The 16202-nt window shown below is 61.1% G+C and carries 14 protein-coding genes; 5 read left to right on the top strand and 9 right to left on the bottom strand.

The window, feature by feature from the left end:
• Position 1 precedes the first annotated feature (1 nt).
• The 4 genes from lspA to murJ all read right to left on the bottom strand — a co-directional run bounded on the left by lspA (position 2) and on the right by murJ (position 5946).
• Positions 2 to 511 (bottom strand): signal peptidase II, encoded by a 510-nt coding sequence (gene lspA / locus QRN10_RS03790; RefSeq protein ID WP_181079624.1) that lies wholly within the window; start codon positions 509 to 511, stop codon positions 2 to 4.
• Positions 504 to 3335, bottom strand: a complete 2832-nt coding sequence (gene ileS, locus QRN10_RS03785) for an isoleucine--tRNA ligase (protein WP_285427868.1) — start codon at positions 3333 to 3335, stop codon at positions 504 to 506. Before ileS ends, lspA begins: the two co-directional genes overlap by 8 nt.
• A 14-nt stretch (positions 3336 to 3349) precedes the next feature.
• Complete coding sequence (ribF, locus tag QRN10_RS03780; RefSeq protein WP_285427867.1) at positions 3350 to 4288, bottom strand: bifunctional riboflavin kinase/FAD synthetase; 939 nt, start codon at positions 4286 to 4288, stop codon at positions 3350 to 3352.
• A gap of 119 nt (positions 4289 to 4407) precedes the next feature.
• Complete coding sequence (murJ, locus tag QRN10_RS03775; protein WP_181079621.1) at positions 4408 to 5946, bottom strand: murein biosynthesis integral membrane protein MurJ; 1539 nt, start codon at positions 5944 to 5946, stop codon at positions 4408 to 4410.
• 252 nt (positions 5947 to 6198) lie between these two features.
• Here murJ and rpsT point away from each other — a divergent pair, with 252 nt between their 5' ends.
• Entirely contained in the window at positions 6199 to 6477 is a 279-nt protein-coding gene (gene rpsT, locus QRN10_RS03770; protein ID WP_016976313.1) for a 30S ribosomal protein S20, read from the top strand.
• A gap of 213 nt (positions 6478 to 6690) precedes the next feature.
• On the opposite strand, the gene QRN10_RS03765 is transcribed toward rpsT, so the two are convergent.
• Positions 6691 to 7176, bottom strand: coding sequence for an FKBP-type peptidyl-prolyl cis-trans isomerase (locus tag QRN10_RS03765; protein ID WP_181079620.1), 486 nt, complete (start codon positions 7174 to 7176; stop codon positions 6691 to 6693).
• Between QRN10_RS03765 and QRN10_RS03760 the strand changes: the two genes are divergently transcribed.
• The 3 genes from QRN10_RS03760 to yihG all read left to right on the top strand — a co-directional run bounded on the left by QRN10_RS03760 (position 7175) and on the right by yihG (position 10544).
• The gene (locus tag QRN10_RS03760) at positions 7175 to 7465 is read left to right on the top strand and encodes a DUF3565 domain-containing protein (RefSeq protein ID WP_370694740.1); all 291 of its coding nucleotides are present in this window, start codon (positions 7175 to 7177) and stop codon (positions 7463 to 7465) included. The two genes, QRN10_RS03765 and QRN10_RS03760, sit on opposite strands and share 2 nt — an antisense overlap.
• Before the next feature lie 79 nt (positions 7466 to 7544).
• The gene (gene pta / locus QRN10_RS03755; protein ID WP_253510400.1) at positions 7545 to 9644 is read left to right on the top strand and encodes a phosphate acetyltransferase; all 2100 of its coding nucleotides are present in this window, start codon (positions 7545 to 7547) and stop codon (positions 9642 to 9644) included.
• A complete protein-coding gene (gene yihG / locus QRN10_RS03750) occupies positions 9645 to 10544 on the top strand; it encodes a 1-acylglycerol-3-phosphate O-acyltransferase, YihG family (RefSeq protein ID WP_181079617.1) in 900 nt (299 codons plus the stop codon).
• 110 nt (positions 10545 to 10654) lie between these two features.
• Here the strand turns inward: yihG and cysN are convergent, their stop codons facing one another.
• The 4 genes from cysN to QRN10_RS03730 form a co-directional block, all read right to left on the bottom strand.
• Positions 10655 to 12553 carry a sulfate adenylyltransferase subunit CysN gene (cysN, locus tag QRN10_RS03745; RefSeq protein ID WP_181079616.1) on the bottom strand — a complete coding sequence of 633 codons (1899 nt, stop codon included), beginning with the start codon at positions 12551 to 12553 and terminating at the stop codon, positions 10655 to 10657.
• Between the two features lie 53 nt (positions 12554 to 12606).
• Positions 12607 to 12948 carry a four helix bundle protein gene (locus QRN10_RS03740; protein WP_285427865.1) on the bottom strand — a complete coding sequence of 114 codons (342 nt, stop codon included), beginning with the start codon at positions 12946 to 12948 and terminating at the stop codon, positions 12607 to 12609.
• Between the two features lie 104 nt (positions 12949 to 13052).
• Positions 13053 to 13970: a sulfate adenylyltransferase subunit CysD gene (gene cysD / locus QRN10_RS03735; protein WP_003208447.1), complete on the bottom strand. Its 918-nt coding sequence runs from the start codon at positions 13968 to 13970 to the stop codon at positions 13053 to 13055.
• 173 nt (positions 13971 to 14143) lie between these two features.
• Complete coding sequence (locus QRN10_RS03730) at positions 14144 to 14902, bottom strand: Nif3-like dinuclear metal center hexameric protein (protein WP_285427864.1); 759 nt, start codon at positions 14900 to 14902, stop codon at positions 14144 to 14146.
• A 102-nt stretch (positions 14903 to 15004) separates the two neighbouring features.
• Between QRN10_RS03730 and algW the strand changes: the two genes are divergently transcribed.
• Positions 15005 to 16159 (top strand): Do family serine endopeptidase AlgW, encoded by a 1155-nt coding sequence (gene algW / locus QRN10_RS03725; protein WP_181079613.1) that lies wholly within the window; start codon positions 15005 to 15007, stop codon positions 16157 to 16159.
• The last annotated feature ends 43 nt before the right edge of the window (positions 16160 to 16202 follow it).

The following is a 16202-nucleotide window of genomic DNA, read 5'->3' as shown; positions in this document are numbered from 1 at the left end:
TTCAGTCATTGACGGTCTCTCCGGTTTTCTTACTTTTGAACATATCCAGCGCCAGCATGATTGCACCGACGGTGATCGCGCTGTCGGCGAAGTTGAACGCCGGGAAATAGTGGCGGTTCTGCCAGTGCACCAGGATGAAGTCGATCACATGGCCCAGGGCAATACGGTCGTACAGGTTACCCAACGCGCCACCCAACACCAGGGCCAAGGCCACGGCCAACCAAGTGTCATCGCGGCCCAGGCGCTTGAGCCAGACCACCAGCACCGCACTGACCACCACCGCGATCAGGGCGAACAGCCAACGCTGCCATCCGCCGCTGTCGGCGAGGAAGCTGAACGCCGCGCCAGTGTTGTAGGCCAGGGTCCAGCTGAAGTAGTCAGGGATCACTACGATTTGCTGGAACATTTCCAGGGAGCCTTCGAAGTGAGCCTTGCTGACCTGGTCGATGACCAGCACCAGCAGACTCAATACGAGCCAACCCAGACGTCCGAAACGGCCGGCGTTAGGCATAGTGGCGAACCTCACCGGCACCGCTGATATTGTCGACGCAGCGACCGCAGATTTCCGGATGCTCGGGGTTCACGCCGACATCTTCACGGCAGTGCCAGCAACGGGCGCACTTGGCGAAGGCCGACTTGACCACTTTGAGCTTCAAGCCAGGCACTTCGGTAGCCACGGCATCCGCCGGAGCCTGGGCGAACGGCGCCAGGCTGGCGGTGGAAGTGATCAACACGAAACGCAGCTCGTTGCTCAACTTGGCCAGGTCGGCGCTCAGGCCTTCTTCGGCAAACAGCGTGACTTCGGCCTGCAGGTTGCCACCGACGGCCTTGGCCGCGCGCTGAACCTCCAGCTCCTTGTTCACCGCAACCTTGACCGCCATCACGCCTTCCCAGTACTCACGGCCCAATTCGAAGTCAGCCGGCAGTTCTGTCAGCCCTTCGTACCAGGTGTTGAGCATCACGGACTCGTTACGCTCGCCCGGCAGATACTCCCACAGTTCGTCGGCGGTGAAGGCCAGGATCGGCGCGATCCAGCGCACCAGCGCTTCAGAGATGTGGTACAGCGCGGTCTGCGCCGAACGGCGCGCCTTGCTGTTGGCGCCGGTGGTGTACTGGCGGTCCTTGATGATGTCGAGGTAGAAACCGCCCAGCTCCTGCACGCAGAAGTTGTGGATCTTGGAGTAGACGTTCCAGAAGCGGTATTCGCCGTAATGTTCCTGCAACTCGCGCTGCAGCAGCAGGGTGCGGTCCACGGCCCAACGATCCAGGGCGAGCATGTCCTCGGCCGGCAGGATATCGGTGGCCGGGTTGAAACCGGTCAGGTTCGACAGCAGGAAGCGTGCGGTATTACGGATACGACGGTAGGCATCGGCGCTGCGCTGCAGAATCTGCTCCGACACGGCCATTTCGCCGGAATAGTCGGTAGACGCCACCCACAGACGCATAATGTCGGCACCCAGGGTGTCGTTGACTTTTTGCGGCGCGATCACGTTGCCCAGGGACTTGGACATCTTGCGGCCGTTTTCGTCGACGGTGAAGCCGTGGGTCAGCAATTCGCGGTACGGCGCGTGGTCGTCGATGGCGCAACCGGTCAGCAATGAGGAGTGGAACCAGCCACGGTGCTGGTCCGAACCCTCCAGGTACAGGTCGGCGCGCGGGCCGGTCTCATGCCCCATCGGATGCGAGCCGCGCAATACGTGCCAGTGGGTGGTGCCGGAGTCGAACCACACGTCGAGGGTGTCGCTGATCTTGTCGTACAGCGGCGCTTCGTCACCCAGCAGCTCGGCGGCGTCCAGTTTGAACCAGGCCTCGATGCCTTCCTGTTCAACGCGCTGGGCCACTTCTTCCATCAGTTCAACGGTGCGCGGGTGCAGCTCGCCGCTTTCCTTGTTCAGGAAGAACGGGATCGGCACGCCCCAGTTGCGCTGGCGGGAGATGCACCAGTCCGGGCGGTTGGCAATCATCGAGTGCAGGCGCGCCTGGCCCCAGGCCGGGATAAAGCCGGTGCCTTCGATGGCCTTGAGGGCACGATTGCGCAGGGTGTCGCCGGCCACCGGTTCTTTGTCCATGCCGATGAACCACTGCGCGGTGGCGCGGTAGATCAGCGGCGTCTTGTGGCGCCAGCAGTGCATGTAGCTGTGCTGGATAGTCGCGGTCTGCATGAGTGCGCCAACGTCGCGCAGCTTGTCGATGATGGCCTTGTCAGCCTTGAAGATGAACTGGCCACCGAAGAACTCCAGCGACGGCACATAGACGCCGTTGCTTTGCACCGGGTTGATGATGTCATCGTTGACCAAGCCGTACTTCTTGCAGATCACAAAGTCGTCCACGCCGTAGGCAGGCGAGCAGTGAACCACACCCGTACCCGAACCCAGCTCGACGTAATCGGCCAGGTACACCGGCGACAGGCGGTCATAGAACGGATGACGGAAGTTGATCAACTCCAGCGCTGAACCGGTGGTGGTGGCAATCACCGAACCTTGCAGCTCGTAGCGCGCCAGGCACGCCTCGACCATTTCCTCGGCCAGCACCAGCAGGCGATCTCCGACGTCCACCAGGGCGTAGGTGAATTCCGGGTGCACGTTCAGCGCCTGGTTGGCGGGGATGGTCCACGGGGTGGTGGTCCAGATCACGATGGCCGCCGGCTTGGCCAGGCTGGCCAGGCCGAACGCATTGGCCAGCTTGGCCTCGTCCGCGATCGGGAAGGCCACGTCGATGGTCGAGGACTTCTTGTCTTCGTACTCAACTTCAGCTTCCGCCAGGGCCGAGCCGCAGTCGAAGCACCAGTTCACGGGCTTGAGACCCTTGAACACGAAACCGCCTTTGACGATCTCGGCCAAGGCACGGATTTCACCGGCCTCGTTTTTGAAGTCCATGGTCTTGTAGGGGTTGGCCCAGTCGCCCAGGACACCCAGGCGGATGAACTCGGACTTCTGCCCTTCGATCTGTTCGGTGGCATACGCACGGCACAGTTCGCGTGTCTTGTCCGCGCCCAGGTTCTTGCCGTGGGTCACTTCGACTTTGTGCTCGATTGGCAGGCCGTGGCAGTCCCAACCTGGAACATAAGGTGCGTCGAAACCCGACAGGGTTTTCGAGCGCACGATCATGTCCTTGAGGATCTTGTTCAGCGCATGACCGATGTGAATCGTGCCGTTGGCGTAAGGAGGGCCGTCGTGCAGGACGAATTTCGGACGATCCTTGCCAATTTCGCGCAACTTTCCGTACAGGCCAATACTGTCCCAGCGCTGCAGGATCTGCGGTTCGCGCTGTGGCAGGCCGGCCTTCATTGGGAAGGCGGTGTCCGGAAGGTTTAGCGTGGCTTTATAGTCGGTCATTTAAGGCTCTTCGGTTAGCGATGGGCGCTAGGTGCGGCTAGTGCACGGGCGGCGGCGACATCCGCATTGATCGCCGTTTTCAACGCCTCGAGGGAGGCGAAACGCTGCTCTTCACGCAGCTTCTGGTGGAAAACCACCGTCAAACGCCGGTCATACAAATCACCGGCAAAATCCAAAAGGTGAACTTCCAGGTGGGCCTTGCCATCACCTGCAACCGTGGGTCTGACGCCTATGTTGGCGACTCCCGGCCACGATTGACCGTCGATGTCGACGCTGACCAGGTAAACCCCGGTCAGCGGCACACGGCGGCGCTTGAGTTGCACGTTGGCGGTCGGCGTGCCCAATTGGCGCGCCAGCTTCTGGCCGTGCAGTACCCGCCCGGCGATGCGGAACGGGCGACCGAGCAAACGCTCGGCCAAGGCGAAGTCGGCGGCGGCCAGGGCATTGCGCACCTGCGTACTGCTTACACGCAGGCCGTCCAGCTCGACGGTTTGCGCGGCCTCGACGGTAAAGCCCTGGCGGATGCCGGCCTGTTGCAGAAAGTCGAAATCCCCAACCCGGTCGCAGCCGAAACGGAAGTCGTCGCCGACCTCCAGATGCTGCACACCCAGGCCATCGACCAGGATGCGGTCGACGAACTCGGCAGCGCTGAGACTTTGCAAACGCTGGTTGAAGGCCAGGCAGAGGACACGGTCCACGCCTCCTTCGGCCAGCAGCTGCAGTTTGTCGCGCAGGCGCGCCAGGCGAGCCGGCGCGGTCTCGGGGGAGAAGAACTCCCGCGGCTGCGGCTCGAAAATCACCACGCAGCTGGGCACGCCCAACTCGACCGCACGCTCGCGCAGCCTGGCCAGGATAGCCTGGTGGCCACGGTGAACACCGTCAAAGTTGCCAATAGTGGCGACGCAGCCCCGATGCCGGGGGCGCAGGTTGTGGAGACCTCGAACCAGCTGCATAACGCGCTTCTTGCTCATAAAGTGGTCGATTATAACCACACACTGCCCCGGACGACAGGCAACAGCGCAGGGCAAATGGGTCGAATCGATAAAACACCGGTTTTATCGCGGCAAACTCTCTAACTCAGCGACTTGCGATTGAAATCCCGCAGCCGGAAACCTTGCAGTAATAACATCCCGAAGTACACCACTACCCCAGCGACCACCAGCACGCCCAGGCGCATGAAGCGTTCGAGCATATGGCCCTGGTCCCAGGCGGGCATGAAGTGCATCAGCCCAAGCAACACGGCGCACATCATCCCCACCGCCACCAGCAGTTTGACCGCGAACATCCCCCAGCCTGGCTGCGGCTGGAACATCTGCTGTTTGCGCAGTTGGTAGAACAGCAGGCCGGCGTTGATGCAGGCGCCCGCGCTGATCGCCAGGGCCAGACCGGCATGGGCCAGCGGGCCGATAAACAGCAGGTTGAGCAACTGCGTGACGATCAGCGTGAAAATCGCGATTTTCACCGGCGTGCGAATGTTCTGCTGGGCGTAGAAGCCCGGCGCCAGCACCTTGATCACAATGATGCCGAGCAGGCCGACGGAGTAGGCGATCAGCGCGCGCTGGGTCATCAGGGCGTCATGGGCGTCAAATTGACCATATTGGAACAGCGAGACTGTCAGCGGCTCAGCCAGAATGCCCAGCGCCAGGGAACACGGCAGCACCAGCACGAAGCACAGGCGCAGGCCCCAATCGAGGATGCGCGAGTATTCCTGGCGGTCCTTGTTGGCGTAGGTTCGCGCCAGGGTCGGCAGCAGGATTGTGCCGAGTGCCACGCCCAGCACACCGGAGGGCAACTCCATCAGGCGATCGGCGTAATACATCCACGACACTGAACCCGATACCAGCAACGAAGCGAACGCGGTGTTGATGATCAGGGAAATCTGACTGACCGACACGCCAAGGATGGCCGGCAACATATTGCGCATGACACGCCAGACGCCGGTGTCCTTGAGGTTCAGGCGCGGCAGCACGAGCATGCCGATCTTCTTCAAATGCGGCAGCTGGTAAAGCAATTGCGCCAGGCCACCGGCCAGCACCGCCCAGCCCAGCGCCATCACCGGCGGATCGAAGTACGGGGTGAGGAACAGCGCAAAGATGATCATGCTGACGTTAAGCAGCGTTGGCACGAAGGCCGGTACCGAGAAACGGTTCCAGGTATTGAGGATGGCCCCGGCCAGGGAAGACAGGGAAATCAGCAATATATAAGGAAAGGTCACGCGCAGCAGGTCGGTGGTCAGCGCGAATTTTTCCGGGGTGTCGGCAAAGCCGGGCGCCGTGGCCCAGATCACCCACGGCGCGGCGAGCATGCCCAGGGCGGTCACCAGCATCAATACCAGGGTCAGCAGGCCCGAGACATAAGCAATAAAGGTGCGCGTCGCCTCTTCGCCCTGCTGGGTCTTGTATTCCGCCAGAATCGGCACGAACGCCTGCGAGAACGCCCCCTCGGCGAAGATGCGCCGCAGCAGGTTGGGCAACTTGAACGCGATAAAGAAGGCATCCGTGGCCATGCTGGCGCCAAAGATGCGCGCCAGCAGGGTGTCACGCACGAACCCCAGAACCCGGGAAATCATCGTGATAGAGCTGACGGCAGCCAGCGATTTGAGCAGATTCATTGAAAGAGTTTGCGCCTATGATAAAGAGCAGGCGAACTGTGCGCCCACTTATGCGATACTGCGCGCCTGCAACAGCACAGCGCCAAAGCTCGCGAGTTTACAGGTCAAGCGCCGGAAATAAATCACCCGCCTCTTAAGATCGACCACTCAGCAGTTCGCATCTGCCGCCCTTGACAACCCATCAAGTCATCGGCATGATTCGCGGCCTATTTTGTTTGCTATTTCCTAAAAAGTCTTTCGAGGAGCTCGACGGTGGCCAACACACCTTCCGCCAAAAAACGTGCAAAACAGGCTGAGAAGCGTCGCAGCCACAACGCCAGCCTGCGTTCCATGGTTCGTACCTACATCAAGAATGTAGTTAAAGCCATCGACACCAAAGACGCTGAAAAAGCTCAAGCAGCCTACGTTCTGGCTGTGCCGGTTATCGACCGTATGGCCGATAAAGGCATCATCCACAAGAACAAGGCCGCTCGCCATAAGAGCCGCCTGAATGGCCACATCAAGGCTCTGAGCGTTGCTGCTGCAGCCTGAGTGGTAACAACTGCAACGCAGCCCAGGTTGCGTAACAGTTAAGAAATGCCCCGTACCGAAAGGTCCGGGGCATTTTTGTTTGTGCCTGAAAATCATCGCAGCTCCACCGGTGGGCAAGTCCTCCCACATTTTGATCGCGGTGTATTTTCGGGCACAAAAAAAACGCCCCGAACCGGTCGGGGCGTTTTTGCTACCGCTTGATCAAAACATCAATCAATGGTGATGACCGCCTTCACCGTGGACGTGACCGTGGGCCACTTCTTCCTGGGAAGCGTCGCGGATGGCAACGATCTTCACTTGGAAGTTCAGGCGCTGGCCAGCCAGGGGATGGTTGCCGTCGACGGTAACGTCGTCGCCGTCCAGGTCACGGATTGTGACGATCTGCATTTGACCGTCCGGCGCGGAAGCGTGGAACTGCATGCCCACTTCCAACTCATCAACACCTTCGAACATGCTGCGGCTCAGGGTGCTGACCAGTTCGGCGGAGTATTCGCCGTAGGCATCTTCAGGCTCCACGGCAACGTTCAGCTCATCGCCAACGCTTTTGCCTTCCAGTGCCTTTTCCAGGCCTGGAATGATGTTACCTGCGCCTTGCAGGTAGACCAGCGGCGCGCCGCCGGCTGAGCTGTCGATGACCTCACCAGCGTCGTTGGTCAGGGTATAGTCGATGGAGACAGCCTTGTTAGCGGCGATCGTCATGGGGCGAGACCTTTTGCATAAGAATGAAGAACGGACAAGTCTAAACAAGGATTTGCCCGAAAGCGAACAGAACCCGGACGGACGGGACCGACCAACGGTCTCCCGCATCCTCGGCTTCCACCTGGACGCCGAGCAGCAATGGGTTGTCGAGCTGTCCTGCGGCCACACCCAGCACCTGCGCCACCAGCCACCCTGGCAATCCCGCGCCTGGGTACTCGACCCGCTGCAACGCAGCAAAAAAATAGGCCAGCGCTTTGCCTGCGGCTGGTGTGCGCAAGCCCACGAATAGCGATAACCTTGGCACCTGATTCCCGGCAGGCGCTCAGTCATAGAGCGCCACCGAAGCCATGCACCTCCAGAGAATTCGCATGCAGACTTTTTTTATCGCGCCCACCGATTTTGGTGTGGGTCTGACCTCCATCAGCCTCGGGCTGGTGCGCACCCTCGAACGAGCCGGGCTGAAAGTCGGCTTCTTCAAACCGATTGCCCAACCTCACCCAGGCGATACCGGCCCCGAACGCTCCACCGAACTGGTGGCGCGCACCCACGGCCTCAAGCCGCCACAGCCCCTGGGCCTGGCCCACGTAGAGCGGATGCTCGGCGACGGCCAGCTCGATGAGCTGCTGGAAGAAATCATCACCCTGTATCAGCAGGCCGCCGTGGGCAAGGATGTGCTCATCGTCGAGGGCATGGTGCCGACCCGCAGCGCCAGCTATGCCGCACGGGTCAACCTGCACCTGGCCAAGAGCCTGGATGCGGAAGTGATCCTGGTCTCGGCCCCGGAAAACGAAGTACTCACCGAGCTGTCCGGCCGCGTGGAACTGCAGGCCCAACTGTTCGGCGGGCCGAAAGACCCGAAAGTGCTCGGCGTAATCCTCAACAAGGTGCGCACCGACGAAAGCATGGAAGCCTTCTCGGCGCGCCTCAAGGAACATTCGCCCTTGCTGCGCAGTGGCGATTTCCGCCTGTTAGGCTGCATTCCCTACCAGCCTGAACTCAATGCCCCGCGCACCCGTGACGTCGCCGACCTGATGGGCGCACAGATCCTCAATGCCGGCGACTACGAAACCCGGCGCATGACCCGCATCATCATCTGCGCCCGCACCATGCGTAACACCGTGGAACTGCTCAAGCCCGGCGTGCTGGTGGTGACTCCCGGGGACCGCGACGACATTATCCTGGCCGTCAGCCTGGCCGCCATCAACGGCGTGCCCCTGGCCGGGTTGCTGCTGACCAGCGACACCCTGCCCGACCCGCGCATCATGGACCTGTGCCGCGGCGCCTTCCAGGCCGGGCTGCCGGTGCTGTCGGTGAGTACCGGCTCCTACGAGACCGCCAACCTGCTCAACAACCTGAACAAGGAAATTCCCATCGATGACCGCGAGCGCGCCGAGATCATTACCGATTTCGTCGCCGGCCATCTCGATGCACGCTGGCTGCACCAACGCTGCGGCACGCCGCGGGAGATGCGCCTGTCGCCGGCGGTGTTCCGCTACCAGTTGATCCAGCGCGCCCAGGCCGCCAACAAGCGCATCGTCCTGCCCGAAGGCAGCGAGCCGCTGACCGTGCAGGCCGCCGCCATCTGCCAGGCTCGCGGCATTGCGCGCTGCGTGCTGCTGGCCAAGCCGGCGGACGTGGAAGCCGTGGCCCGTGCCCAAGGCATCGAATTGCCCGAAGGACTGGAGATTCTCGACCCGGACCTGATCCGCGAGCGGTACGTCGAGCCCATGGTGGCGCTGCGCAAGAGCAAGAGCCTCAATGCGCCGATGGCCGAGCAGCAGTTGGAAGACACCGTGGTGATCGCGACCATGATGCTGGCCCTGGATGAAGTCGACGGGCTGGTATCCGGGGTTATCCATTCCACCGCCAATACCATCCGCCCGGCCTTGCAGTTGATTAAAACCGCACCGGGTTGCACGTTGGTGTCGTCGGTGTTCTTCATGTTGTTCCCCGAACAGGTGCTGGTGTACGGCGACTGCGTGATGAACCCGCACCCCAGCGCCGCCGAACTGGCGGAGATCGCCCTGCAGAGCGCCGACTCGGCGCAGGCGTTCGGCATTACCCCGCGCGTGGCAATGATCAGTTACTCCAGCGGCGACTCGGCCAGCGGCGAAGAAGTCGAGAAAGTCCGCGAAGCCACTCTGCTTGCCCATGAACAGCAAAGCGCACTGTTGATCGACGGCCCGCTGCAATACGACGCCGCCGCCAACGAAACCGTGGCGCGGCAACTGGCGCCCAACAGCCCGGTCGCCGGCAAGGCCACGGTATTCGTGTTCCCGGACCTGAACACCGGCAACACCACCCACAAAGCGGTGCAGCGCAGCGCCGACTGCGTAAGCCTGGGGCCGATGCTCCAGGGGCTGCGCAAACCGGTCAACGACCTGCCGCGCGGCGCCCAGGTCGACGACATCGTGTACACCATCGCACTGACTGCGATCCAAGCCGCCAACCGACCTATGGATATCTAAATGCTGGATTTTCTGCCTGCCGCCGTACGCGGGGTGATCGCATCGCTGTTGCTGGCGCTGAACACAATTCTGCTGTGTTCGTTTCTGTTCGTCGTGGCGCTGTTCAAGGCCCTGCCCTTTGCCAAGCGCTTCAGTGAATGGCTGATGAACCACACCCATGAGGCCTGGGTCACCAACAATAAGGGCTGGATGAACCTGGTCCGGCACACGCGCTGGCACGTGTCCGGCCTTGAAGGCCTGGACTACCAGCATTCCTACCTGGTGACCAGCAATCACCAGAGTTGGGTCGACATCATGGTGCTGCAATATGTGCTCAATCGTCGCATTCGCCCGCTCAAGTTTTTCCTCAAGCAGGAGTTGATCTGGGTGCCGGTGATTGGCCTGGCGTGGTGGGCGTTGGGCTTTCCCTTCATGAAACGCTACACCAAGGCCTACCTGGAAAAACACCCGGAGAAGAAAGGCAAGGACCTGGAAACCACCCGCAAGACCTGCGCGAAGTTTCGCGACAACCCGGTGGGCATCTTCAATTTCGCCGAAGGCACGCGGTTTACGCCGGGCAAGCACGCGCAGCAAAATTCACCGTTTCGCTACCTGCTCAAGCCCAAGGCCGGCGGTATCGCGTTTGTGCTGGATGCCATGGGCGAACAGTTGAAGTCGCTGGTGAACGTGACTATCCACTACCCCGCCGGGCGCCCTGGGTACTGGGACTTGCTATGCGGGAAGGTGAAGGACGTGGTGGTGCGGTTTGATGAGGTGCAGATCCCGCGTGAGTTCATCGGCAAGAACTATGAGCAGGATGGGGAGTATCGACTGGCGTTCCAGGGGTGGATCAACCAGCTGTGGGAAGAGAAGGATGCGTTACTGGACAAGCTACATAAAGACTTCCCAGACAAACGATAATCAAAAGGTGGGAGAGGGCTTGCCCTCGATAGCAGTGTGTCAGTCAGTACCTCTGTCACGGGTACATCGCTATCGGGGGCAAGCCCCCTCCCACATTTGACTGCGCAAGCTTAGATCGCGCCGCGCTGACGCAACAGTTCCAGCACTTGCTTGACGCTGTCTTCCAGCGACAGGGCCTGGGTGTCGATGACCAGGTCGGCGTTCAACGGCACGTCGTACGGGAAGGACTCGCCAGGAATGTTATCCCCACCGGCGGCATACAGGCCTTGCGGATCGCGCTCGGCGCACACCAGCGGCGATGCCTGCACGTAAACGGTCAGCAGGCGGTCGCTGCCAATCAGCGCCTTGGCCTGTTCACGACCTTCGGCGTCCGGTGCGACGAACGCGGCCAGGGTCAGCAGGCCGGCTTCGTTGAACTGACGCGCCACATGCGCGGCACGCCGCCAGTTCTCGGTACGCCCGGCGCGATCCTGCGGCAGCCCTTTGTTGAGGTCGTGGCGCAGGTTCTGGCCATCCAGCACGAACACGGCACGGCCCATATCGAACAGCTTGCGCTCGACCGCATAGGCCAGGGTGCTCTTACCGGCGCCCGACAACCCGCTGAACAACACCGTAGCCGGTTGCTGGCCGAAGCGCAGCGCGCGCTCTTCGGTTGCCACATGGGCCAACTTGCCGTGGTGCGACGCACCGCCATGGTTCACCGGCGGCGCGATGATCATGCCGGCCGCCACGGTGCCGTTGGTCAAGCGATCGATGACAATGAAGGCGCCGGTGGTGCGGTTGCTGTCGTAACCGTCCAGCGCGATGGCGGCGTCGAGGCTGACCTTGACCCGGCCGATCTCGTTCAACTGCAACGAACTCGCCGGGCCTTCGGCCAGGGTGTTCACGTCCACGCGGTGCACGATGCTGGTGATGGAACCCGGCACGTAACTGGTGGCGCGCTTGATGTCGTATTTCTTGCCCGGCAGCATCGGTTCTTCGGCCATCCACACCAGCATGGCATCGAAGGCGTCGGCCACCTGCGGCACGTTGTCGGCATGCACCAGCAAGTCGCCGCGCGAGATGTCGATCTCGTCTTCCATGGTCAGGGTCACCGCCTGGCCGGGGCCGGCGTGCTCCAGCTCACCTTCGAAGGTGACGATGGATTTGACGCGGCTGCTCTTGCCCGACGGCAGCACCACGACTTCGTCGCCCTTGTGCACGATGCCGCTGGCCAGGGTGCCGGCGAAGCCACGGAAGTTCAGGTTCGGACGGTTGACGTACTGCACCGGGAAACGCAGGTCGGTGTAGTTGCGGTCGTTGGCGATCTCGACGGTCTCGAGGATCTCCATCAGCGACTGCCCGGTGTACCAGGGCGAACGCTCGCTCTTGTTGACCACGTTGTCGCCCTTGAGCGCCGACATCGGCACGAACGCCATGGTGCTCGGCTTGAATGCGATGCCGTCGGCGAACTTCAGGTAATCGGCCTTGATCGCCTCGAAGACGTTTTGGTCGAAGCCGTTGATATCCATCTTGTTGACGGCGATCACGATGTGCTTGATGCCCAGCAACGAGGCGATGTAGCTGTGGCGACGGGTCTGGGTCTGCACGCCATAGCGCGCGTCGATCAGAATGATCGCCAGGTCACAGGTGGACGCACCCGTGGCCATGTTGCGGGTGTACTGCTCATGGCCGGGCGTGTCGGCGATGATGAATTTGCGCTTGGCGGTAGAGAAGTAGCGGTAAGCCACATCAATGGTGATGCCCTGCTCACGCTCGGCCTGCAAGCCGTCGACCAGCAGGGCCAGGTCGATATCGTCACCGGTGGTGCCGGACTTCTTCGAATCGCGGGTAATGGCTTCCAAGTGATCTTCGTAGATCATCTTGGAGTCGTGCAGCAGGCGCCCGATCAGGGTGCTCTTACCGTCGTCGACGTTGCCACAGGTCAGGAAGCGCAACATTTCCTTGCGCTCGTGCTGGCCCAGGTAGGCGAGGATGTCCTCGCTGATCAAATCAGATTGATGGCTCATTGGGTTCAAGCTCCGAGCTGTAAGCTTCAAGCGGCAAGCTTGTCGGCGTACAGCTAGTCAGAAATTTTGTTGATCAGGCCGCAGAGCATTTTTGAGAGCTCGCGAGTTTCTGTAATCCAGTTTTCAGCCAGCGGGCGGGCGATGTAAGCAATGTCGCTACCGATGAGAATCTGTGTCCGTAACTCACCACAAGAAGCCTTCGCTATCCAAAGAAAACGCGCCTTTTCTTTAGCACTGCGACGCTCCGTACCCTCAGCAATATTGGAGGGCACCGAAAGTGCAGAGCGAGTGATCTGGTCCTTAAAACCAAGATCCCTGCATTGCGCCAACTCCCGGTAGACTCCCACCGCTAAACATTTGCTTCTCTGCCAAACGACCAACTTCTCGAAGCCCATTACGAGTCACTCGATAGCGGCTCGCAACAACCGGCTGCAAGCACCAAACCGCCAAATTACGCATACCGCCTTTAACTTGCAGCTTGCCGCTTGTAACTCGAAACTTAAAAGTACCCCTGCCGTTTTTTATCTTCCATGGAGCCGGCGCCATCATGGTCGATGACCCGGCCCTGGCGCTCGGAAGTTCGCGTCAGGAGCATTTCCTGAATGATGTCCGTCAGCGTTTCGGCTTCGGACTCCACCGCGCCCGTCAACGGGTAGCAGCCAAGGGTACGGAAACGGACTTTCTTTTTGACGATACGGGCTTTGTCTTCGTCGGACAGGTGCTCAAGGATGCGGTCGTCGTCGATCATGATCAACGTGCCGTTCTTCTCGATCACCTCACGCTCGGCGGCGAAGTACAGCGGCACGATCGGGATGCCTTCCAGGTAGATGTACTGCCAGATGTCCAGCTCGGTCCAGTTGGACAGCGGGAACACGCGGATCGACTCGCCCTTGTTGACGTTGCCGTTGTAGACGTTCCACAGCTCCGGACGCTGGTTCTTCGGGTCCCAGCGGTGTTTGCTGTCGCGGAACGAGTACACGCGCTCTTTGGCGCGGGATTTCTCTTCATCGCGACGGGCGCCGCCGAATGCTGCGTCGAAACCATACTTGTCCAGGGCCTGCTTGAGGCCCTCGGTTTTCATGATGTCGGTGTGCTTGGCGCTGCCGTGGGTGAACGGGTTGATGCCCTGCGCCACCCCATCCGGATTGACGTGGGTGATCAACTCCAGGCCCAGTTCTTCGACCATTTTGTCGCGGAACTTGTACATCTCCTGGAATTTCCAGCGGGTGTCGACGTGCATCACCGGGAATGGCAGCTTGCCCGGGAAAAACGCCTTGCGTGCCAGGTGCAGCATCACGGCGGAGTCTTTACCGATCGAGTAGAGCATCACCGGGTTGTCGAACTCGGCGGCGACCTCGCGGATGATGTGGATGCTTTCCGCCTCCAGCTGTTTCAGATGCGTCAGTTTGTCGACCATGGCTACTCACGAAAACGATCTTATGGACGGCCAGCGGGCCGTGTTCGAGCGGGGCATGCTAGCACAGCAACTTCTTCTATTTAGGGCGCCATCTAGACCGAAACGATATATGAATATGCCCCAAGGTTTGGCGTCGATGGCCGGTCGAACCCGCTCAGACGCAGGAGTGTGCGTCAGATCGGGTTGGGGCAATCGATGAATAAATGCTCCAAGGCAAAGCGCCGCGCCAGGTAATCGCCCAGCGCCTGTACGCCGTAACGCTCGGTGGCGTGATGGCCGGCGGCAATGAAGCTGACGTCGTTTTCGCGGGCGCTGTGGAAGGTCTGCTCGGACGCCTCGCCGCTGAGGAACAGATCGACACCGGCGGCGATCGCCTGGTCGATATAGCCCTGGCCGCCGCCGGTACACCAGCCGATGCGGCGGATCATCTCGCTGCCCTCGATCAGCAGCGGCTCGCGGCCCATGACGTCCTGCACGCGGCGGGCGAAGTCGCGGGGCGACAAGGGCTCGGCAAGGGAGCCGACCAGACCGATAACTTTCAGGTTATCCGGGTCCAGCGGGCCTTCGACGGTGATGTCCAACTGCCGCGCCAGCTGCACGTTATTGCCGACGTCGGGGTGCAGGTCCAGCGGCAGGTGGTAGGCCAGCAGGCTGATGTCGTGCTTGAGCAGGGCTTTCAGGCGACGTTGCTTCATGCCGGTGATGCACGGGTTTTCGCCTTTCCAGAAATAACCATGGTGAACCAGCACCAGATCGGCCTGGGCCTCGACGGCGGCATCCAGCAGCGCCTGACTGGCGGTCACGCCGCTGACGATGCGCATCACCTGCGGACGACCCTCGACCTGCAGGCCGTTGGGGCAGTAATCAGCAATTTTTGCACTGCCGAGGTAGCGGTCCGCTTCCTCGACGAGGGTGGTAAGGGGGACGGCCATGAAAGTCTCCTAAATATCCCGTTCAGAGGCGCTCGCAGCCTCGTATAATGCGCGACATTATGGGCGCTCCCCCGCCCCCTGCAACCTGTCAGGACTTACTTGATGCTCAAGGCGCTGCGTTTTTTTGGATGGCCATTGCTGGCCGGCGTGCTGATCGCGATGCTGATCATTCAGCGTTTCCCCCAGTTGGTGGGCTTACCCAGCCTTGATGTGAACCTGCAACAGGCCCCGCAGACCACCACGGTGGTGCAAGGCCCGGTGACCTATGCCGACGCAGTGGTGATCGCCGCTCCGGCGGTGGTCAACCTGTACACCACCAAAGTCATCAACAAACCGGCGCATCCGCTGTTTGAAGACCCACAGTTCCGCCGCTACTTCGGTGACAACGGGCCCAAACAGCGGCGCATGGAGTCCAGCCTGGGTTCCGGAGTGATCATGAGCCCCGAAGGCTACATTCTCACCAATAACCACGTGACCAGCGGCGCCGATCAGATTGTGGTGGCCCTGCGTGACGGCCGCGAAACCCTGGCCCGTGTGGTGGGCAGCGATCCGGAGACGGACCTGGCGGTGCTGAAGATCGATTTGAAGAACCTGCCTGCGATCACCCTCGGCCGCTCCGATGGTTTGCGCGTAGGCGATGTCGCGCTGGCGATCGGCAACCCGTTCGGGGTCGGTCAGACCGTGACCATGGGCATCATCAGCGCCACCGGGCGCAATCAGTTGGGCCTCAACAGCTACGAAGACTTTATCCAGACCGACGCCGCGATCAACCCGGGTAACTCCGGCGGCGCGCTGGTGGATGCCAATGGCAACCTGACCGGCATCAACACGGCGATTTTCTCCAAGTCCGGCGGCTCCCAGGGCATCGGGTTTGCGATTCCGGTGAAGCTGGCGATGGAGGTGATGAAGTCGATCATCGAACACGGCCAGGTGATTCGCGGCTGGCTGGGCATCGAAGTGCAGCCACTGACCAAAGAGCTGGCCGAGTCGTTCGGCCTGACCGGGCGTCCCGGCATCGTGGTGGCGGGGATCTTCCGCGACGGCCCGGCGCAGAAGGCCGGCCTGCAACTGGGTGACGTGATTCTGAGCATCAACGGCGAACCGGCCGGCGACGGGCGCAAGTCGATGAACCAGGTGGCGCGGATCAAGCCAACCGAGAAGGTTGCGATCCAGGTCATGCGCAATGGCAAGGAGATCAAGTTGTCAGCCGAAATCGGCCTGCGCCCACCGCCAGCCCCAGTAAAAGAAGAGGAATAATCGACCTCATCCACGTGCCCGTTGACAGGCACGCGGGTGATAT

It is taken from the genome of Pseudomonas sp. lyk4-R2A-8, assembly GCF_030209095.1.
Taxonomy (GTDB): Bacteria; Pseudomonadota; Gammaproteobacteria; order Pseudomonadales; family Pseudomonadaceae; genus Aquipseudomonas; species Aquipseudomonas quebecensis.
The sequence above is the reverse complement of the archived record's forward strand: the minus strand, read 5'-3'. Positions and strand labels throughout refer to the sequence as shown.